An 18,828-nucleotide genomic window follows, 5' to 3' on the forward strand; every position below is an offset into this window, starting at 1 on the left:
GCTCCCGGCCCGAAGCGTGATAGTCCTACAGACGCCCGTCGATCCGCAGGTCTGGGTGCACCCAGCTGGGGGATCGCCGCTCCTTGAATGCCATGAATCCCTCGATGGATTCCGGCTCCCCGAGGCTGGCCTGCATCCCGATCCGGTCGTAGAGGCCGAGGTAGTTATCGATGCTGGACTTGATCACGGTCCTGGCCCTCGGCGCCGTGCGACAACACTGGGCGAGCACCTCACGTGCGGCGACGGCAAGATCGTCGTGCGGGACCACCCGCGCCACCATGCCCCAGTCCCTGGCCTCCTCCGCGCTCAGCGTGCGGCCGGTGAACATCAGGTCCCGGGTCCGGACCGGCCCGATCAGCCGCGCCAGCATGTGGCTGTAGTAGGTGTCGGCGATGCCGCGGTACAACTCGGGCACGCGGAACGTGGCGCGGTCACTCACCACGGCCATGTCGCTGCACATCGCGATCTGCAGGCCGCCGCCCTGACACAACCCGTTGACCGCGGAGACCACCGGCTTGGACGACTGGCGCAGCGTCTCGAACGGTGTGACGTCCATGCCGAGCGCCGAGCCGAACGTCAACCAGTTGTCCGCGCCACCTCCACCCATGTCGCCGCCCGGTGCGAACACGTCACCCGTGCCCGTGATCAGCAGACCCGCGAGGTCCGGGTCGGAATCGACCAGGCGCACTGCGTATCTGATGCCGAAGTACATCGCCGGGGTCATCGCGTTGCGCGCCTCGGGGCGGTCCAGGGTGCACACGCCGAACGCGCCTTCCCGGGTGAACCGCAGGAACGGGGTGCCCAACCAGTCGCCGTCGGGCGGGCGGGGAGTGTTCTGCGTGGTGGCCGTCATGGATCTCCTACTCTGTCGGTCGCGTCGAGCACGTCGTCGATCGCTTCGGCGGACGGTGCGCATGCGCCCGCCCCTGGTATCAGTGTGGCCAGCGCACCTGCTGCGCACGCGCGCCGCAGTGCCCGCTCGGGTCCGGAAAGCCATTCCGCGGCAAGCACTCCGGCGAACACGTCGCCCGCACCGGTGGTGTCGATCGGTTCGACGGCTGGGGCGGGGACGTCGACGGTCGTGCCGTCGTGGACGTGGCGCGCGCCTTCCGCGCCGCGGGTGATCACCAGATGCGGCACCGGCCAACGCCATTCGCGGGCCTCGTCTTCGTTGGCGACGACGACGTCGGCGATGCCGGCCAGGGCGTCGAGGCCGGTGCGTGCCGGTGACGCGTTGACGATGACGACGGCGCCCGCGTCGCGCGCCGCACGCGCCGCCGCCAACGCCGTCTCGATCGGGATCTCCAACTGGATCAGCACCACGTCGGCTCGAGCGACGACGGCCTGCACGTGCGGTGAGGTCATCGTCAAGTGGGCGTTGGCGCCGGGCGCGACCACGATGGTGTTCTCACCCGAGGCGTCCACGACGATGGCCGCCGTGCCGCTGGGACCGGGCACCGTCACCACGCCGTCGAGGGCGACGCCGTTGTCGCGGAGATGAGCGCGCAGCCCGGCGGCGGTGTGATCGTCGCCGAGCGCCGCCACGAGGTGCACGGAGGCGCCCGCCCTCGCGGCTGCGACGGCCTGGTTGCCGCCCTTGCCGCCCGATGCGGACGACACTGCGCTGGCCAGCACGGTCTGGCCTGGTCGCGGCAATGCCTCGACGGTGAACGACTGGTCGACATTCACGCTGCCAACCACACACACCCGCGCCACCCCCTTACCGTAGCCCCGACGGGGCCGCCCCCGGGTTTGGCCGATAAGCTGGCTCAATGGGTGTGCAAGCGGATGTCGAGCTACGGGAGCAGGTACACGACGCCGCCCGGCGCGCGCGCGTCGCCGCTCGCACGCTCGGCACGCTGAGCACCGAGACCAAGAACCGGGCGCTGCACGCCGCGGCGGATTCCGTGCTCGCCCGCGTTCACGAGATTCTGGCCGCCAACGCCGAGGACCTCGACGCTGCCCGTGCCGCGGGCACCGCCGAGGCGATGCTGGACCGGCTGGCCCTGAACCCCAATCGCGTCGACGGCATCGCCGCCGGATTGCGTCAGGTGGCCGGTCTGCCCGATCCCGTCGGCGAGGTGTTGCGCGGCAGCACGCTGCCCAACGGCCTTCAGATCCGCCAGCAGCGCGTCCCGTTGGGCGTCGTCGGCATGGTCTACGAGGGCAGGCCGAACGTCACGGTCGACGCGTTCGGGCTCACGCTGAAGTCGGGCAACGCGGTGCTGCTGCGCGGGAGTTCCTCGGCGGCGCGCTCCAACGAGGCCCTCGTGATCGCGCTGCGCGCCGCGCTGGTGGCCGAGGGGCTGGAACCCGACGCCGTGCAACTGCTGCCCAGCGCGGACCGGGCCAGCGTCACACACCTGATCCAGGCCCGCGGCCTCGTCGACGTCGTGATCCCGCGCGGTGGGGCTGGGCTGATCGACGCCGTCGTCCGCGACGCCACCGTGCCCACCATCGAGACCGGCGTCGGCAACTGTCACGTCTACGTCCACGAAGCGGCCGACCTCGACGTCGCCGAGCGAATCCTGTTGAACTCCAAGACCCGTCGCCCCAGCGTGTGCAACGCCGCCGAGTCGCTGCTGATCGATGCGGCCATCGCGGAGCAGGCGGTGCCCCGGCTCGTAGGCGCGCTGCAGGATGCCGGAGTGACGGTTCACCTCGACCCCAGCGAGGACGAACTGCGCGCCGAGTTCCTGTCGATGGACATCGCGGTGGCCGTCGTCGACGGCGTCGATGCCGCCATCGCTCACGTCAACGAGTACGGCACGGGGCACACCGAAGCCATCGTCACCACCGATCTCGCTGCCGCGCAACGGTTCACCGACCGGGTTGATTCCGCGGCGGTCATGGTCAACGCGTCCACGTCCTTTACCGATGGTGAGCAGTTCGGGTTCGGCGCCGAGATCGGCATCTCCACGCAGAAGCTGCACGCCCGCGGACCGATGGGGCTGCCTGAACTGACCTCGACCAAGTGGATCGTCTGGGGCGACGGCCACACCCGCCCAGTTTGACCGCACAGGAGAGTGACTTGAGCGTCCCCGCCATCCCGGCACCGCTGTTCACCGACATCGACGACGTCGCCAACCGACTCGCCGAAACCGGCTACCTGCCCGACACCGCCACGGCCACGGCCGTATTCCTCGCCGACCGGCTCGGCAAGCCGCTGTTGGTGGAGGGCCCGGCGGGTGTCGGCAAGACCGAACTGGCGCGCGCCGTCGCGCAGTGCACGGGCTCGGAACTGGTCCGGCTGCAGTGCTACGAGGGGGTCGACGAGGCCCGCGCACTGTACGAGTGGAACCACGCCAAGCAGATCCTGCGCATCCAGTCCGGGTCCGGCGACTGGGACCAGACCAAGATGGACGTGTTCAGCGAAGAGTTCCTGCTTTCCCGCCCACTGTTGACCGCCATCCGGCGCACCGACCCGACCGTGCTGCTGATCGACGAGACCGACAAGGCCGACATCGAGATCGAGGGCCTGCTGCTGGAAGTGCTGTCCGACTTCGCCGTGACGGTGCCGGAGCTCGGCACGATCGTCGCCGAACGCAAGCCGTTCGTGCTGCTGACGTCCAACGCGACCCGCGAACTGTCCGAGGCGCTCAAGCGCCGCTGCCTGTTCCTGCACATCGACTTCCCCGACGCCGACCTCGAACGGCGCATTCTGCTGTCGCGGGTGCCGGAGTTGCCCGAGAAGATCGCCGAGGAACTCGTCCGCATCATCGGGGTGCTGCGCGGCATGCAGCTCAAGAAGGTGCCGTCCGTCGCCGAGACCATCGACTGGGGCCGCACCGTGCTGGCCCTCGGGCTCGACACCATCGACGACGAGATGATCGCCGCCACCCTCGGTGTCGTGCTCAAGCACCAGTCCGACCAACTACGCGCGGCGGGCGAGCTACGTCTGAATTAAAAGCGGAGCCTGATACTGAGGAGTTCGACTGATGGCCGTTCGACGCACCCGCCCACCGCAACCGCTTGCACCACATGGGATTCCCGGGCACCTGGTGGAATTCGTCGAAGCGCTGCGCAGCGTCGGCATCAACGTCGGACCCTCGGAGACCGTCGACGCGGGCCAGGTGATGGCCACGCTCGGCCTCGGTGATCGGAACGTGTTGCGGGAGGGGCTGGCCTGCGCCGTGCTGCGCCGCGCCGACCACCGCGAGACCTACGACGCGATGTTCGACCTATGGTTCCCCTCCGCGCTGGGGGCGCGGACCGTGGTGGACGACGAGGACGACGACGGCGAATCCGAAGGGCCGCCGCCGCAGGACGTCGAGGCCATGCGCGAGGCGCTGCTCGCGATGCTGGAGAACAACCCGGAGCTTGAGAACATCGACGATCGGCTGGCGGCGATGATCGCCCAGATCGTGGAATCGTTCGGCCGGTACAACTCCAGCCGCGGCCCGTCGTACTCGTCGTACCAGGCGCTCAAGGCCATGGCGCTCGACGAACTCGAGGGTCGGCTGTTGGCCGGCCTGCTCGCGGGCTACGGCGAGGAGCCCACGCCGACGCAGGAGGAGATCGCCAAGGCCATTGCGGCCAGGCGGATTTCGCAGCTTCGCCGAATGGTCGAGGGGGAGACCAAGCGGCGCACCGCCGAGCAGCTGGGCCGCGATCACGTGCAGATGTACGGCATCCCGCAGCTGGCCGAGAACGTCGAGTTCCTGCGTGCCTCAGGGGATCAGCTACGCCAGATGCGGCGCGTGGTGGCCCCGCTGGCGCGCACGCTGGCCACCCGGCTGGCCGCGCGGCGGCGCCGGCATCGTCGCGGCGAGATCGATCTGCGCAAGACGCTGCGCAAGTCGATGTCGACGGGTGGCGTGCCCATCGACGTCGTGCTGAAGAAGCCGCATCCCGCCCGCCCCGAACTGGTGGTGCTGTGCGACGTGTCGGGATCGGTGGCGGGGTTCAGTCACTTCACGCTGATGCTCGTCAGTGCGCTGCGCCAGCAGTTCTCCCGGGTCCGGGTGTTCGCGTTCATCGACACCACCGACGAGGTCACCGAGCTCTTCGGGCCGGACGCCGACCTCGCCGTCGCCGTGCAGCGCATCACCCGCGAGGCGGGCGTCTACACCCGCGACGGCCACTCCGACTACGGGCACGCCTTCGTGTCGTTCATGGACAAGTGGCCCAACGTGTTGTCGCCGCGGAGCTCGCTGCTGGTGCTCGGCGACGCCCGCAACAACTACCGCAACCCCGAGGTGGATCTGCTGACGCACATGGTCAGCGCGAGCCGCCACGCGCACTGGCTGAACCCGGAGCCCAAGCACCTGTGGGGCAGCGGCGACTCGGCGGTGCCGCGCTACGAGGACGTCATCACCATGCACGAATGCCGGTCGGCGAAGCAGCTGGCCTCCGTGATCGACCAGCTGCTGCCCGTCTAACGCCCTGAGTCACTCCCGTAAGCTGCATGTTCATGACTAGGCGACTGGGAGTGATGGGTGGGACGTTCGATCCCATCCATCACGGACACCTGGTCGCGGCCAGCGAGGTCGCCGACAAGTTCGAGCTCGACGAGGTCGTCTTCGTGCCCACCGGCCAGCCCTGGCAGAAACGCAGCCGGCCCGTCACCGCCGCCGAGGACCGCTACCTGATGACGGTGATCGCCACCGCCGCCAACCCGCGCTTCTCGGTCAGCCGCGTCGACATCGACCGCGGTGGGGCCACGTACACCAAGGACACCTTGCGCGACCTGGCCGCGCTCAACCCCGGCACCGAGCTCTACTTCATCACCGGCGCCGACGCACTCGCCTCGATCCTGTCGTGGCAGAACTGGGAGGACATGTTCTCGCTCGCCCGTTTCGTCGGCGTCAGCCGGCCGGGGTACGAACTCGACGGTCAGCACATCGCGGCGGCCATGAAGGAACTGCCGCCGGACGCCTTGACGCTGGTCGAGGTGCCTGCGCTGGCCATCTCGTCGACCGATTGCCGCAGGCGTGCCGAGACCGGCCGGCCCATCTGGTACCTGGTGCCCGACGGTGTGGTGCAGTACGTCTCCAAGCGTGGGCTCTACAAGGCGCGCACGATGACGGAAACCTCGGCATGACGGCGTCCGAGGAAGCCACGGTGATGGCGACGGTGGCCGCTCGGGCCGCGTCGGCCAAGCTCGCCGACGACGTCGTCGTGATCGACGTGTCGGGTCAACTGGTCATCACCGACTGCTTCGTCATCGCGTCGGCCTCCAACGACCGGCAGGTGAACGCGATCGTCGACGAGGTCGAGGAGAAGATGCGGATCGCGGGCTACAAGCCTGCGCGACGCGAGGGCACCCGGGAGGGCCGATGGGTGTTGCTCGACTTCGTCGACATCGTCGTGCACATCCAGCACCAGGACGAGCGCAACTTCTACGCGTTGGACCGACTGTGGCGGGACTGCCCGGTGCTGCCCGTCGACCTCGACGACGTGGCCGACGTCGACGGTGAGGGATCGCCGTGAGGATCCGTCGGTTGGTGATGCTGCGCCACGGGCAGACCGAGTGGAACGCGGGCAGCCGCATGCAGGGGCAGCTCGACACGGACCTGACGGACCTGGGCCGGGATCAGGCGGCCGCCGCCGCCGAGGTGCTCGCCAAGCGCCAGCCGCTGTTGATCGTGTCGTCGGATCTGCGCCGCGCGCTCGACACGGCGACGGCGCTGGGGGAGCGGGCCGGGTTGCCCGTCGAGATCGACACGCGGCTGCGCGAGACGCACCTCGGGGACTGGCAGGGCTTGACGCACCTCGAAGTGGACGAGCTGGCTCCCGGCGCGAGGCTGGCATGGCGCGACGACGCCCGTTGGGCTCCGCACGGCGGCGAGAGCCGCGTCGACGTGGCGGCCCGAAGCACGCCCGTTGTCGACGAACTGATCGCCGAGCACGAGGAGTGGGGGGTCGACGAACCCGACCGCCCCGTCGTGCTGGTGGCACACGGTGGGTTGATCGCCGCCCTGACCGGCTCGGTGCTCGGCATACCCGTCGACAACTGGCCGATATTCGGCGGCATGGGCAACGCCAGTTGGGTTCAGCTGTCCGGACATTCGGCGCCGAATGCCACGGACGTCAAGTGGCGACTCGACGTGTGGAACGCCTCGGCCCAGGTCGCCAACGATGTCCTCTGACGCTCCCACCCGGCGCACCCTGCTGATCTTCTGCGACTCGCTGTCGTACTACGGGCCCACCGGAGGACTACCCGCTGACGATCCGCGTATCTGGCCGAACATCGTTGCCGCCCAATTGGACTGGGACGTCGAGCTCATCGGACGCATCGGCTGGACGTGCCGCGACGTGTGGTGGGCGGCCATCGGGGATCCCCGGGCGTGGGCCGCACTGCCGAAGGCCGGCGCGGTGATCTTCGCGACGTCGGGCATGGATTCGTTGCCATCTCCACTTCCGACGGCGGTGCGCGAGCTCATCCGCTACGTTCGGCCGCCGCGATTGCGCCGTTGGGCGCGGGACGGATACGGGTGGTTGCAGCCGAGGCTGTCGCGGGTCGCCCGGCCTGCCCTGCCCGCGCACCTGAGCGCCCACTATCTCGAGAAGACCCGTGCGGCAATCGACTTCAACCGGCCGGGGATTCCGTTCGTTGCATCGATACCGTCGGTGCACATCGCCGACACCTATGGGCGGTCACATCGGTGGCGCGACGACACCGTGGCTGCCATCACCGAATGGGGCCGCGCGCACGACGTTCCGATCGTCGATCTGAAGGCCGCCGTCGCCGACCAGGTGATGAACGGATACGGCAATCCCGACGGCATCCACTGGAACTTCGAGGCGCACCGCGCGGTCGCCGAGTTGATGCTGAAGGGGCTCGCCGAGGCCGGTGTGACGCCCGAAGGCGACGGCGACTAGCCATGCCCGTCAAGGTGGTGACCGACTCGTCGGCCCGGCTTAACCCAGATGAGTTGCAGCGGTGGGGCATCGAACAGGTACCCCTGCACGTCCTGGTCGACGGGGACGACCTACGCGACGGCATCGATCAGGTGCCCTACGACGTGTACTCGCGCGCGCACGTCACGACCGCAGGCGCCGCACCGGCCGAGCTCGCCGACGCCTACCGCAAGGCGCTCGCCGACAGCGGCGGCGACGGCGTCGTCGCCGTTCACCTGTCCGCGGCGCTGTCGAGCACGTTCAGTTCGGCCGTCGCGGCGGCCCGCGAGTTCGGACCCTCGGTGCGCGTCGTGAATTCGCGTTCGGCGGCGATGGGCGTCGGCTTCGTCGCGTTGGCGGCGGCGCGGGTGGCGACCGCTGGTGGCTCGCTCGACGACGTGGAGGCGGCGGCCCGCGCGGCAGTCCCTGCGGGCCGGGCGTTCATCGTCGTGCACCGGCTGGACAATCTGCGGCGCAGCGGGCGGATCGGCACCGCCGCCTCGTGGCTGGGCACCGCGCTGTCGCTCAAACCGCTGCTGTGCCTCGACGTGGACGGCCGCCTGGTGCTCGCCCAGCGGATTCGCACGGTGTCGAAGGCGCATGCCGCCCTCGTGGACGCGGTCGTGGAGTTCGTCGGCGACCGCAGGGCCGCGATCGCCGTGCACCATGTCGACAACCACGACGACGCCGACGTCATCGGCGCGGCGTTGACGGACCGGCTCCCTCAAGTCGAGTCGTTGGTCGTGACGGACATGGGCACGGTGCTGTCGGTGCACCTCGGCGGTGGCGCGGTCGGTGTCGTCGTTCAGGTCGCCGAGGGATGACGCAAAAGGAACTCGCCCGCGACGAACGCCTGGACTTCGCCGACTTCCTCGCCGGACTCTCACCGCAGCAGTGGGACAGCCCCACGCTGTGCGACCGGTGGCGCGTGCGCGACGTGGTGGCCCACACGATGAGCTACGAGGGCATGCCACCCGGCGCCCTGGTTAAGCGGTTCCTCGCGGGCCGGTTGCAGACCGATCGCATCAACGAGCTGGCCGTCGCGGAGATGTCGGACACATCGCCCGAGGAACTGATCGACACGATTCGGAGGCACGCCGAGCCCAGCGGACTCGGCGCCGGTTTCGGTGGCCGGATCGCGCTGACCGACAACATGATTCATCAGCAAGACATTCGACGAGTGCTCGGCATCCCGCGTACCATCGCGCCGGAGCGGTTGCTCGTCGCGCTGGACTTCGCGCGGTGGGCACCGCTGATTCGCGGGGCCTGGCGGGCCCGCGGCGTCCGGCTTGTCGCGACGGACGTCGACTGGTCGGCCGGGCGCGGCGCCGAGGTGCGCGGACCCGGCGAGGCCTTGCTCATGCTGATGGCAGGCCGTCGCGATGCGCTCGCGGATCTGACTGGGCCGGGGCTGCCGACGCTCACTGTGCGGCTCTGAGCGCTCCCCACCGAGCCGACGGCGAAAAAGTGTCGGAATCCGGGGGCAACACGCTCCTAGTCAATGAGTGCGGCGGGGGCCGCAACCGACCAAGGAGAACGACATGACCGCCACCAAGAGCGCCGACACCACCAAACTCGTCGTGGCCACGGCCGTCATGGCGTTCGGCGCATTGACGCTCGGTGCCCCTGTCGCGCTCGCCGACGACGCCGTCGTCGACCAGGCCTCGATCGTCGAGCAGCAGCCGACCACCGCTGGCGATCAGGGCACCACGGAACGCCGCAAGGGCAGGGTCTACATCATCGGTAAGACCACGAAGCCGCACGCCCGCCAGGGTTAGCCGACGCTGTGCAGTGGAACGGCTCGCCGAAGGTACGCTTGTTTGCGGCCTTACTCGGGCGATCTGTACAACAACCGTACCTTCGACGTTTGGTCCACTAGCCGACGAAGCGGCCCGTCACCGGCGGCAGGTCCTTGAGCGTCACGATGCCGGGCGCTGCGGCGACCACCGCAGGCACCGCGTTGGTCACCGGCATCGCGGTGTAGATCATGCCCAACCCCATGAAGCCGGGCTCCGTCCAATCCCGCGGTGGCAGGCAGTGCAACACCGTGCGCATGTTGGGCGTCCCGAACACCTGGATGACGTGGCCGTGTTCGAGCGGCTTGGGCGGGGTGACGTGGCTGCCCATGATCCAGTTGAACCCGACGCTGACGACGTTCTTCTCACCGACCCAGCCACGGTGGTAGCCATACACGCCCGCGACCGTGCCGTTCGGGATCTGCATGAAGCCCAGGTCGCTGTCACCGGTGGCGGTGGTGAACTCCACGTCGAACGTCATCCGGTCGAGTTTGGCGCCGATGGCGTCGGCCATCATCGCCGCGGACTCCGCGAACACCTCGCTCTCGCGCTGCACGCTCTCGGCGAGGTCGGGAGTCTGCGGGTCGCAACCGAAGCCCATCGCGGCCTGCGTGCCCGCCGATTCGTAGGTGGAGCAGTCGACGGACTCGGTGATGCGGATCTCGTCGACGCCTTCGCAGGCGCCGGACAGCACCATGCCGACCATGTTCGTCATGCCGGGGTGCGCGCCGCTGCCGAATATCGTGGAATTGCCTTTCTCGCAGGCCTTTCGGATGCGGTCCAGCTCCTCAGGCGGGTGCTTGCCACCGGTGATCCACGCGGCGCTGGAGCAGACATTGACACCGGCTTCGAGGAGTCGCGTGAGCTCGTCGACATTTGCCCACAACGGGTTGTAGCAGCACGCGTCGGGCTCGAGCGCGAGGAGAGCGTCGACGTCGTCGGTGGCCGTGACGCCCGTGGGTTCTGGCCACCCGGCTAGTGCGGCGGCGTCGACGCCCAGCTTGTCGGCGCCGTGCGCGTACACCCCGACCAGTTCCATGTCGTCACGGGAGATGATCGCGTGCAGCGAGCGCTTGCCGATGTTGCCGGTGGTCCACTGGATCACCTTCAGCGGTCGCTTGGTCATGCGCGCCTCCTCGTCGTGGCGGTTCAGTAGACACCTTCGGTCAATATGTATACCTGCCGAGTCGCTCGACGGGCCGGGGGACGGCTGCGCTGGCATCATCTCTGCGATGCACCACTTCCTGCCCGCCGTCCCGTCGACGGTGCACTGGGGTTTCTTCGACCCGCGGCTCGCGCCGACACTGACCGTCGCATCGGGTGATCTGGTGTCGATCGAGACGCTCACCCACCACGCCGGCGACGCGCCCGACCTGCTGATGGATCCGCGCATCGCCGAGGTGTTCGACGTCGTCACCGACCGCGGACCTGGGCCGCACCTGCTCACCGGACCCATCGCGGTCGAGGGGGCCCAGCCCGGTGACGTGCTGCAGGTCGACATCCTCGAGGCCCGCCCACGCCTGCCCTACGGCTCCAACCTGGCCGGGCACTGGGGCTACCTCTACGACGAACTGCCGACAGAGCGGGTCACGATCTACGAACTCGACACCCACGCCATGCTGGGCCGCGCGCTGTTCGGATACGACTGGACCGCCACGCCACTGGCCGACAGTCCCGGCACGATCGTGGTGCCCGACCCAGCCGCGCGCACCGCGGCGCTGCCCGGCGTCGTCGTCCCGCTGCGACCGCACTTCGGCACCATGGGCGTCGCCCCGGCCGCACCCGAGCGGGTGTCGTCGGTACCCCCGGGCGACCACGGCGGCAACGTCGACAACTGGCGGATCGGCGCCGGTGGCCGCATGTACTACCCGGTGCAGGTGCCCGGCGCGCTCCTGTCCGTCGGCGACCCGCACGTCTCGCAAGGCGACGGCGAGATTAGCGGCACCGCTCTGGAGTCGTCACTGAATGGGTTGCTGCGCTTGACGATTCGCCGGGACCTGCCGTTCACCGTGCCGGTGTTGGAGACGGCGACCGAACTGCTGGTGCATGGCTTCGGTGACACGTTGGACGCCGCCATGAAGGCCGCGGCACTGCGCACGCTCGACGTCTTGGTGCGCTATTTCGGTCAGACGCGCGCCGACGCCTACTCGTTCATGTCGGTCGCGGTGGACTTCACGGTCACCCAGGTGGTCGATCAACGTCAGGGCGTTCATGCCCGCGTCGACAAGCGGTGCTTCCCTCGGTGGGCGGACCCGGCGGCGTGAGCGGCATCCGTTCGTTCACCTTCACCCCCGACGACGGCGTGCCGCCGAGCGTCGCCCCGTTCGCTCACGCCACCGCGGCCGGCGAGACCCTCTACGTCACCGGGCAGATGCCGACCGACGTCACCGGCGCGGTCGTCGGCGACGACGTGGCGACCCAAACCGACCAGGTGATGCGCAACCTGGTGCGGGTCACCGAACTGTGCGGCGGCGCAGTGACCGACGTCGTGTCCGTGCGCGCCTACCTCCTGGATTGGGCGGACTATCCGGCCTTCAACGACGCATACGCGGCGTGGTTTCCCGTCCGGTTGCCGTCGCGGACCTGCGTCGGGGTCACCGGCCTCGCGGTCGGCGCGCTCGTCGAGGTCGACTGGGTGTGTTGGCGCGCAGCCGGGTGGGCGTAGCCACGGCCGTCATCCCCAGAAGCGGATTCATCCACAGCGGGCACGGAGCAGCCGGGTCGACGGACGAGGTGAGCCGGTAGGCGGTCCTACCGTCGCGGCATGCGAACCGAACTGCCTGCCGACCGGGTGCGCCGACGCCTGGCCGGCGAAGCCGAGGCCGACGCGGAGCCCGATGACGATGCGTCGGACACGTCGCTGTCCCGGTGGCTGCCCGACAACGCGGCAAGCGACTCGTCGAACTGGGTCGCCGCCATTCGCGCCGATCCGGGACGCGCGGGCCTCATCGGGCTAGGTGTGGTCGGACTCATCGCCGTCCTGGTCACCATCTTCACGTTGGCGCGTGACGATCAACCGCGGGTGGTGTCCGCGAATCTTCCCTCCGTGCAGCCAGTTTCGTCGACGGGTGGCACGGCCGTCGCGCCGTCGTCACCAGCGCCGAACGCCTCGGTGGTCGTCAGCGTCGTAGGGCTGGTGCGCACGCCGGGGTTGGTGACGCTCGGGCCGGGTGCGCGGATCGCCGACGCGCTCGAGGCCGCCGGCGGGGCACTGGACGGTGCCGACATGACGGGTTTGAACATGGCCCGGCGCGTCGCCGACGGTGAACAGCTCGTCGTCGGCATCGCCTCGCCGCCGGGCACTCCGCCTGCGATGGGCAGCTCGATCAGTACCCCGCCTGGCGGGGCTCCTGCTCCTGGACCCGCCGCGCCCAGTCCTGCGCCTGCGCAGGTGGATCTCAACGAGGCCACGCTCGAACAACTCGACACGCTGCCCGGGGTCGGGCCAGTCATGGCGTCGGCGATACTCGCGTGGCGGACGGCAAACGGCCGGTTCGCCAACGTCGATCAGCTCGGTGAGGTCGACGGCATCGGACCCGCGCGGCTGGAGAAGCTGCGCGACCTGGTCCATGTGTGACCGCGCCCTCGCCCGATGCGGCGGGTCTGGACCTCCGTCTGGTGCCCGCGGCCGTCACGTGCTGGTCGGTGACGGCCGCGGGGATCCTGTGGGGGCCATGGTCTTCGGCATGCGTGCTGACCGCTGCGGTCGTCGCGACGGCCGTCCTGGGTCGGTGGTTGCGGAAGCGGGTGCCCGAGCCGCGGGCGGCGTGGCCGATCGTCGTGGCCGTTGCGGCGATCGGCGTCGCATTCACCATCGCCGTCGGACTTCGCGTCCACGACCTCGGAACGCACCCCGTCGTCTCTCGATATGGTGCGACGGCCACCGTCACGGTCACTCCCAGCGAGTCGCCCCGGCTCCTGGGCGGCGCTCGATTGATGTTCCGCGCAGACCTGCGGAGTCTCGACGGAGTCGAATCATCCGGACGTGTGGTCGTTTTCGCTTCCTCCGTCGGATTCGGCGCGCTGACCGCGGGCCGCCCGGCGACGTTCCGTGCCCGCGTCGGCAGGCCCACCAGGTCCGAGCTCACCGTGGCGGTGCTGTCGGCGACGGGCGAGCCGAGCCTCGGCGACGCGCCTGGGTGGCAACGCGTGGCCGCCCGCGTGCGGGCCGAGTTCGCCGAGCAGGCCCGCGCGGTGCTGTCTGCCGACCAGGCGGCGATGCTGCCCGCGCTGGTGCTCGGGGACACGTCGACCTTGACTGCGCAGACCACCACCGAGTTCCGGTCCGCTGGGCTGACACACCTGACGGCGGTGTCCGGTGCGAACGTCACCATCGTGTGCGGGGCCGTCCTGCTCACCGCCGCCCTGGTGGGCCCACGTGCCGCCGTCGCGGCCGCCGCCGTCGCGTTGATCGCGTTCGTCGCGGTGGTACAACCGTCGGCGAGCGTGCTGCGCGCCGCGGTGATGGGCGGCATCACGCTGTTCGCCATCGTGTCTCGCCGCCGACGTCAGGCGGTGCCCGCACTGTCGGCCTGCGTGATCGTGCTGATGATCGCGGCGCCCGAACTGGCCGTCGACGTCGGGTTCGCGCTCTCGGTGACGGCAACGGCGGCGCTCGTCGTCATCGCACCGGCGTGGTCGCGACGGCTCGTCGCACGGGGTTGGCCCAAGCCGCTGGCCGACGGCGTCGCGGTCGCGCTCGCTGCGCAGTTGGTCACCGCCCCGATCGTGGCCGGCATGTCGGGCACGCTGAGCTTGGTGTCCGTCGCCGCGAATCTCTTGGTGGCCGTGGTCATTCCGCCCATCACCGTCGTCGGCACCGCGGCCGCTGCCCTGACGGCGCTGTGGCCCGCGGCGGCCCGGCTGCTGATCCGGTTCACCGGACCCGAACTGTGGTGGCTCCTACACGTCGCCCGCTGGTGCGCGTCGCTGCCGGGCGCCACCGTCCCGGTGCCGTCGGGGCTGCCCGGCGTCGTCTGCGTGGCCGCGGCGGGAATCGCCGTCCTCGTGGCGTGGCGGTGGCGGTGGGGACGGATCGGGGTGGCCGCAGCGCTGCTGTGTCTGCTCGCCTGGACGTCGGGCCACGGTGTCGGTGCTGTCGGGCCGCCATGACACGATCAACGGCGTGAGCCAATTGCACCTCGTGCTGGGCGAGGAGGAACTGTTCGTTGAGCGGGCCATCGCCGGCGTGCTGCGGTCCGTCCGCAAGCAGGCCGGATCCGGCGACGTGCCCGTCGACCGACTACGCGCGGGCGAGGTTTCGACCAGTGAGTTGGCCGAGCTGCTGAGCCCGTCGCTGTTCGCCGACGAGCGCGTCGTCGTCCTGGAGGCCGCCGCGGAAGCCGGCAAGGACGCCGTCGCGCTCATCGCCGCGGCGGCGGCCGACCTGCCCCCGGGCACCCTGCTCGTCGTCGTGCACTCAGGCGGTGGCCGGGCCAAGGCGCTCGCCGATCAACTGAAGAACCTCGGCGCCGAAGTTCACCCCTGCGCCAAGATCACCAAGGCATCAGAGCGGGCCGACTTCGTCCGTCAAGAGTTCCGCGAGCTCAAGGTCAAGGTGTCCGATGACACCGTTACCGCGGTGCTCGACTCCGTCGGCTCCGACATCCGCGAACTCGCCGCGGCGTGCTCACAGCTGGTCGCCGACACCGGCGGCGACGTCAACGCGGCTTCCGTGCGGCGCTACCACAGCGGCAAGGCGGAGGTGAAGGGGTTCGACATCGCCGACATGGCGGTCGTCGGCAACGTCTCCGGCGCGGCCGAGGCGTTGCGCTGGGCGATGATGGGCGGCGAGCCCCACGTCGTGTTGGCCGACGCACTCGCCGAGGCCGTCCACGCGATCGCCCGGATCGGGCCGTTGTCGGGTGATCCGTATCGGCTCGCAGGCGAGCTCGGCATGCCGCCGTGGCGGGTGCAGAAGGCGCAGAAACAGGCCAGGCGTTGGTCGCGGGAATCGGTGGCAGAGGCCATGCGCGTGGTCGCGACGCTCAACGCCGACGTCAAGGGCGCAGCGGCCTCCGCGGACTACGCGTTGGAGACTGCGGTGCGCAGGGTCGCCGAACTGGCCGAGGGAAGCTGACCGCTCAGAGCTTGTTGAGCGCCACAGCCAGTGCCGACTTCTTGTTCGCGGCCTGGTTCTTGTGGATGACGCCCTTGCTCGCAGCCTTGTCCAGCTGGCGGCTCGTGGCCGTCAGCATCTCGGCGGCCTTGTCCTTCTCACCAGCGTCGACGGCCTCACGGAACCCGCGGACAGCCGTGCGAAGAGCCGACTTTGCCGACTGATTGCGCAGCCTGCGGCGCTCGTTGGTGAGGATGCGCTTCTGCTGCGACTTAATGTTGGCCACGCGTTAGTTCCTTCTGAAAGTCAGGTTGGATTCGGCAAAGTCTTCATGGGGTGCCCGAGGGTGGGCAGCGAGGGATCAGATTACCAGTTCAGCGGGTAGATCCCCAAAGTGACGTCGGTGGCCTGCCGAAATGTCGCAGTTGGGGCACCATGTCAACGGTGAGCCTGCGAACATTGCCCGTCGAAGCCGCCCGGTCCTCGCGAAACCGGGCTTCGAAACGCCATGAAGGCATCTTCGATGGCTACAACAGCCTCGGCGGCTACTCCAAGGCGTTCGACGAGATGTTCGACGCCGACGGCAACGTGCGCGGGCCGTACAAGGGCATCTTCACCGAGCTCGCGCCCTCGGACGCCTCCGAACTCGCGGCCCGGTCCGACGCGCTTGGACGTGCGTTCACCGATCAGGGCATCACGTTCTCGCTGTCCGGTCAGGAACGGCCCTTCCCGCTCGACCTGGTGCCGCGGGTGATCTCCGCCGCCGAGTGGACGCGGTTGGAGAAGGGCATCAAGCAGCGCGTCAAGGCCCTCGAGTTGTACCTCGACGACATCTACGGCGATCAGGAGATCCTGCGCGACGGCATCATTCCGCGCCGCTTGATCACCTCGTGCGAGCACTTCCACCGCGAGGCCGCAGGCATCGTGCCGCCCAACGGCGTCCGCATCCACGTCGCGGGCATCGACCTGGTGCGCGACGCGCAGGGCGTGTTCCGCGTGCTCGAGGACAACCTGCGCTCGCCGTCGGGCGTGTCCTACGTGATGGAGAACCGTCGCACGATGGCGCGGGTCTTCCCGAACCTGTTCGCCACGCACCGCGTCCGGGCCGTCGGCGACTACTCGTCGCACCTGCTGCGGGCACTGCGCAACGCGGCCGCGTCGAACGAGGCCGACCCGACCGTCGTGGTGCTCACGCCCGGCGTCTACAACTCGGCCTACTTCGAACATTCGCTGCTCGCCCGCCAGATGGGCGTCGAACTCGTCGAGGGTCGCGACCTGTTCTGCCGCGACAACACCGTCTACATGCGCACCACCGAGGGCGAGCGGCAGGTGGACGTCATCTACCGACGCATCGACGACGAATTCCTCGACCCGATGCACTTCAAGCCCGACTCGGTGCTCGGTGTCGCAGGCATCCTCAACGCCGCCCGCGCGGGCAACGTCGTGATCTCCAGCGCGGTGGGCAACGGAGTCGGCGACGACAAGCTCGTCTACACGTACGTCCCCACGATCATCGAGTACTACCTCGGCGAGAAACCTCAGCTGGCCAACGTGGACACCTTCCGCTGCTGGCTCGACGACGAGCGCGAGGAGGTGCTCGACCGCATCGATGAACTCGTCATCAAACCGGTGGAGGGGTCGGGCGGCTACGGCATCGTGTTCGGACCCGATGCGTCGGAGAAGGAACTGGCCACCATCACCAAGAAGGTTCGCAGCGACCCGCGCGGCTGGATCGCCCAGCCGGTCGTGCAGCTGTCCACGGTGCCGACGCAGATCGACGACAAGCTGGCGCCGCGCCACGTAGACCTGCGGCCCTTCTGCGTCAACGACGGCGACGACGTGTGGGTGCTGCCCGGCGGGCTGACCCGCGTTGCGCTTCCCGAGGGCTCGCTGGTGGTGAACTCCAGCCAGGGCGGCGGCTCCAAGGACACCTGGGTGCTGGCCTCGCGCGCCTCGGTCGCCGACCGCGAACTGGCCGCCGCCGAGGTCGTCCGCGCACTGCCCAAGACCGCCAAGAACGGCAAGTCCGACAAGAACGGTGACGACTCGTCGCAGCAGCAGCAACAGCAACAGAGTCAGGCGCCAGTGCCCGGGCAGAGTCAAACCCAGACTCAGCAACAGCAACAGCAACAGCAACAGGCGGTGAGTGACTGATGTTGGCGCGCAACGCGGAATCGCTCTACTGGATCGGACGCTACGTCGAGCGAGCCGACGACACCGCCCGCATCCTCGACGTCACCGTCCACCAACTGCTGGAGGACTCCAGCGTCGACCCCGACCAGACGTCGCGCACGCTGCTGAAGGTGCTGGGCATCGAAGCACCGCCCACCGCGCTGGACGTGTGGTCCCTGACCGACCTGGTGGCATTCAGCCGGGACACCGACGGTGGCTGCTCGATCGTCGAGTCGATCTCCGCGGCCCGCGAAAATGCCCGCGGCGCACGCGAAGTCACGTCGACCGAGATCTGGGAGTGCCTCAACACCACCTACAACGCGTTGCCGGAACGGGAACGTGCCTCCAGACGACTTGGGCCGCACGAATTCCTGTCCTACGTCGAGGGTCGCGCGGCGATGTTCGCAGGTTTGGCCGACTCCACGCTGTCGCGCGACGATGGATACCGGTTCATGGTGCTCGGCCGCGCCGTCGAACGTGTCGACATGACCGTGCGGCTACTCCTCGCCCGTGTCGGTGACAGCGCTTCGTCACCGGCCTGGGTGACGGTGCTTCGCTCGGCGGGCGCACACGACACCTACCTGCGCACCTACCGCGGCGTGCTTGACGCGGGCCGCGTCGTCGAGTTCATGCTGCTGGACCGGCTGTTTCCGCGCTCGGTGATGTATTCGTTGCGCCTTGCCGAACACAGCCTCGACGAACTGCATCACCGAGCGCTCAACCGGGTCGGCGCCACTGCCGAGGCGCAGCGCTTGCTCGGACGCGCGCGCAGCGAGCTGGAATTCCTGCGGCAGGGCATGTTGCTCGAGACTCTCGAGGAGCGCTTGGCCGGACTGCAGGAAACGTGTGCGGACGTCGGAGAAGCGTTGGCGCTGGAGTACTTCCACTCCGCCCCGTGGGTGGCGTGGACCGACGCTGGTCACCACGCTTCGCTGGTGATCGAGGAAGGTGAGGTCTGAC

21 protein-coding genes are annotated in these 18,828 nt (G+C 69.1%); 17 read left to right on the plus strand and 4 right to left on the minus strand.

Annotated features, from left to right (window positions below; genetic code table 11):
- Nucleotides 1-25: 25 nt before the first annotated feature.
- The gene (locus SLQ33_RS00195; RefSeq protein WP_319451768.1) at nt 26-853 is read right to left on the minus strand and encodes an enoyl-CoA hydratase/isomerase family protein; all 828 of its coding nucleotides are present in this window, start codon (nt 851-853) and stop codon (nt 26-28) included.
- The gene (locus tag SLQ33_RS00200) at nt 850-1,701 is read right to left on the minus strand and encodes a ribokinase (RefSeq protein ID WP_319452515.1); all 852 of its coding nucleotides are present in this window, start codon (nt 1,699-1,701) and stop codon (nt 850-852) included. The genes SLQ33_RS00195 and SLQ33_RS00200 overlap by 4 nt, the downstream gene beginning before the upstream one ends.
- 71 nt (nt 1,702-1,772) lie before the next feature.
- Between SLQ33_RS00200 and SLQ33_RS00205 the strand changes: the two genes are divergently transcribed.
- The 10 genes from SLQ33_RS00205 to SLQ33_RS00250 all read left to right on the plus strand — a co-directional run bounded on the left by SLQ33_RS00205 (nt 1,773) and on the right by SLQ33_RS00250 (nt 9,620).
- The gene (locus SLQ33_RS00205) at nt 1,773-3,014 is read left to right on the plus strand and encodes a glutamate-5-semialdehyde dehydrogenase (RefSeq protein ID WP_319451769.1); all 1,242 of its coding nucleotides are present in this window, start codon (nt 1,773-1,775) and stop codon (nt 3,012-3,014) included.
- Nucleotides 3,015-3,031: 17 nt separating this feature from the next.
- On the plus strand, nt 3,032-3,907 hold the full coding sequence (locus SLQ33_RS00210; RefSeq protein ID WP_319451770.1) for a MoxR family ATPase: 876 nt from the start codon (nt 3,032-3,034) through the stop codon (nt 3,905-3,907).
- A 31-nt stretch (nt 3,908-3,938) separates the two neighbouring features.
- A complete protein-coding gene (locus SLQ33_RS00215; protein WP_319451771.1) occupies nt 3,939-5,381 on the plus strand; it encodes a VWA domain-containing protein in 1,443 nt (480 codons plus the stop codon).
- 32 nt (nt 5,382-5,413) lie between these two features.
- Nucleotides 5,414-6,043, plus strand: coding sequence for a nicotinate-nucleotide adenylyltransferase (gene nadD, locus SLQ33_RS00220; protein ID WP_319451772.1), 630 nt, complete (start codon nt 5,414-5,416; stop codon nt 6,041-6,043).
- Nucleotides 6,040-6,432, plus strand: a complete 393-nt coding sequence (gene rsfS / locus SLQ33_RS00225) for a ribosome silencing factor (protein WP_319451773.1) — start codon at nt 6,040-6,042, stop codon at nt 6,430-6,432. Before nadD ends, rsfS begins: the two co-directional genes overlap by 4 nt.
- Nucleotides 6,429-7,091: a glucosyl-3-phosphoglycerate phosphatase gene (gene gpgP / locus SLQ33_RS00230; protein ID WP_319451774.1), complete on the plus strand. Its 663-nt coding sequence runs from the start codon at nt 6,429-6,431 to the stop codon at nt 7,089-7,091. Before rsfS ends, gpgP begins: the two co-directional genes overlap by 4 nt.
- On the plus strand, nt 7,081-7,824 hold the full coding sequence (octT, locus tag SLQ33_RS00235; RefSeq protein ID WP_319451775.1) for a diglucosylglycerate octanoyltransferase: 744 nt from the start codon (nt 7,081-7,083) through the stop codon (nt 7,822-7,824). Before gpgP ends, octT begins: the two co-directional genes overlap by 11 nt.
- A gap of 2 nt (nt 7,825-7,826) precedes the next feature.
- The gene (locus SLQ33_RS00240) at nt 7,827-8,666 is read left to right on the plus strand and encodes a DegV family protein (RefSeq protein ID WP_319451776.1); all 840 of its coding nucleotides are present in this window, start codon (nt 7,827-7,829) and stop codon (nt 8,664-8,666) included.
- Nucleotides 8,663-9,280: a maleylpyruvate isomerase family mycothiol-dependent enzyme gene (locus SLQ33_RS00245; protein ID WP_319451777.1), complete on the plus strand. Its 618-nt coding sequence runs from the start codon at nt 8,663-8,665 to the stop codon at nt 9,278-9,280. The genes SLQ33_RS00240 and SLQ33_RS00245 overlap by 4 nt, the downstream gene beginning before the upstream one ends.
- Before the next feature lie 103 nt (nt 9,281-9,383).
- A complete protein-coding gene (locus tag SLQ33_RS00250) occupies nt 9,384-9,620 on the plus strand; it encodes a 50S ribosomal protein L36 (protein ID WP_319451778.1) in 237 nt (78 codons plus the stop codon).
- A 97-nt stretch (nt 9,621-9,717) separates the two neighbouring features.
- Here the strand turns inward: SLQ33_RS00250 and SLQ33_RS00255 are convergent, their stop codons facing one another.
- On the minus strand, nt 9,718-10,764 hold the full coding sequence (locus SLQ33_RS00255; protein ID WP_319451779.1) for a dihydrodipicolinate reductase: 1,047 nt from the start codon (nt 10,762-10,764) through the stop codon (nt 9,718-9,720).
- A gap of 106 nt (nt 10,765-10,870) precedes the next feature.
- Between SLQ33_RS00255 and SLQ33_RS00260 the strand changes: the two genes are divergently transcribed.
- From SLQ33_RS00260 to holA, 5 genes are all read left to right on the plus strand, one after another.
- The gene (locus tag SLQ33_RS00260) at nt 10,871-11,902 is read left to right on the plus strand and encodes an acetamidase/formamidase family protein (RefSeq protein ID WP_319451780.1); all 1,032 of its coding nucleotides are present in this window, start codon (nt 10,871-10,873) and stop codon (nt 11,900-11,902) included.
- Complete coding sequence (locus SLQ33_RS00265) at nt 11,899-12,303, plus strand: RidA family protein (protein WP_319451781.1); 405 nt, start codon at nt 11,899-11,901, stop codon at nt 12,301-12,303. The genes SLQ33_RS00260 and SLQ33_RS00265 overlap by 4 nt, the downstream gene beginning before the upstream one ends.
- 99 nt (nt 12,304-12,402) lie before the next feature.
- The gene (locus SLQ33_RS00270) at nt 12,403-13,215 is read left to right on the plus strand and encodes a ComEA family DNA-binding protein (protein WP_319451782.1); all 813 of its coding nucleotides are present in this window, start codon (nt 12,403-12,405) and stop codon (nt 13,213-13,215) included.
- A complete protein-coding gene (locus tag SLQ33_RS00275; RefSeq protein WP_319451783.1) occupies nt 13,212-14,750 on the plus strand; it encodes a ComEC/Rec2 family competence protein in 1,539 nt (512 codons plus the stop codon). The genes SLQ33_RS00270 and SLQ33_RS00275 overlap by 4 nt, the downstream gene beginning before the upstream one ends.
- 22 nt (nt 14,751-14,772) lie before the next feature.
- Entirely contained in the window at nt 14,773-15,717 is a 945-nt protein-coding gene (gene holA / locus SLQ33_RS00280) for a DNA polymerase III subunit delta (RefSeq protein WP_319452516.1), read from the plus strand.
- Nucleotides 15,718-15,721: 4 nt separating this feature from the next.
- Here holA and rpsT read toward each other — a convergent pair whose 3' ends face one another.
- On the minus strand, nt 15,722-15,982 hold the full coding sequence (gene rpsT / locus SLQ33_RS00285; protein WP_319451784.1) for a 30S ribosomal protein S20: 261 nt from the start codon (nt 15,980-15,982) through the stop codon (nt 15,722-15,724).
- 149 nt (nt 15,983-16,131) lie between these two features.
- On the opposite strand from rpsT, the gene SLQ33_RS00290 reads away from it, so the two are divergent.
- Nucleotides 16,132-17,850, plus strand: coding sequence for a circularly permuted type 2 ATP-grasp protein (locus SLQ33_RS00290; protein WP_319451785.1), 1,719 nt, complete (start codon nt 16,132-16,134; stop codon nt 17,848-17,850).
- Nucleotides 17,850-18,827, plus strand: a complete 978-nt coding sequence (locus SLQ33_RS00295; protein WP_319451786.1) for an alpha-E domain-containing protein — start codon at nt 17,850-17,852, stop codon at nt 18,825-18,827. Before SLQ33_RS00290 ends, SLQ33_RS00295 begins: the two co-directional genes overlap by 1 nt.
- The last annotated feature ends 1 nt before the right edge of the window (nt 18,828 follow it).

The organism is Mycobacterium sp. RTGN6, assembly GCF_033804605.1.
In the GTDB taxonomy this organism is placed as follows: Bacteria; Actinomycetota; Actinomycetes; order Mycobacteriales; family Mycobacteriaceae; genus Mycobacterium.

Excerpts from the sequence above, each read along its gene's own strand:
- SLQ33_RS00195 (WP_319451768.1), bottom strand. The coding sequence starts at position 853 with ATGACGGCCACCACGCAGAACACTCCCCGCCCGCCCGACGGCGACTGG.
- SLQ33_RS00205 (WP_319451769.1), top strand. The coding sequence starts at position 1,773 with ATGGGTGTGCAAGCGGATGTCGAGCTACGGGAGCAGGTACACGACGCC.
- SLQ33_RS00215 (WP_319451771.1), top strand. The coding sequence starts at position 3,939 with ATGGCCGTTCGACGCACCCGCCCACCGCAACCGCTTGCACCACATGGG.
- nadD (WP_319451772.1), top strand. The coding sequence starts at position 5,414 with ATGACTAGGCGACTGGGAGTGATGGGTGGGACGTTCGATCCCATCCAT.
- rsfS (WP_319451773.1), top strand. The coding sequence starts at position 6,040 with ATGACGGCGTCCGAGGAAGCCACGGTGATGGCGACGGTGGCCGCTCGG.
- octT (WP_319451775.1), top strand. The coding sequence starts at position 7,081 with ATGTCCTCTGACGCTCCCACCCGGCGCACCCTGCTGATCTTCTGCGAC.
- SLQ33_RS00240 (WP_319451776.1), top strand. The coding sequence starts at position 7,827 with ATGCCCGTCAAGGTGGTGACCGACTCGTCGGCCCGGCTTAACCCAGAT.
- SLQ33_RS00245 (WP_319451777.1), top strand. The coding sequence starts at position 8,663 with ATGACGCAAAAGGAACTCGCCCGCGACGAACGCCTGGACTTCGCCGAC.
- SLQ33_RS00250 (WP_319451778.1), top strand. The coding sequence starts at position 9,384 with ATGACCGCCACCAAGAGCGCCGACACCACCAAACTCGTCGTGGCCACG.
- SLQ33_RS00255 (WP_319451779.1), bottom strand. The coding sequence starts at position 10,764 with ATGACCAAGCGACCGCTGAAGGTGATCCAGTGGACCACCGGCAACATC.
- SLQ33_RS00260 (WP_319451780.1), top strand. The coding sequence starts at position 10,871 with ATGCACCACTTCCTGCCCGCCGTCCCGTCGACGGTGCACTGGGGTTTC.
- SLQ33_RS00270 (WP_319451782.1), top strand. The coding sequence starts at position 12,403 with ATGCGAACCGAACTGCCTGCCGACCGGGTGCGCCGACGCCTGGCCGGC.
- SLQ33_RS00290 (WP_319451785.1), top strand. The coding sequence starts at position 16,132 with ATGTCAACGGTGAGCCTGCGAACATTGCCCGTCGAAGCCGCCCGGTCC.
- SLQ33_RS00295 (WP_319451786.1), top strand. The coding sequence starts at position 17,850 with ATGTTGGCGCGCAACGCGGAATCGCTCTACTGGATCGGACGCTACGTC.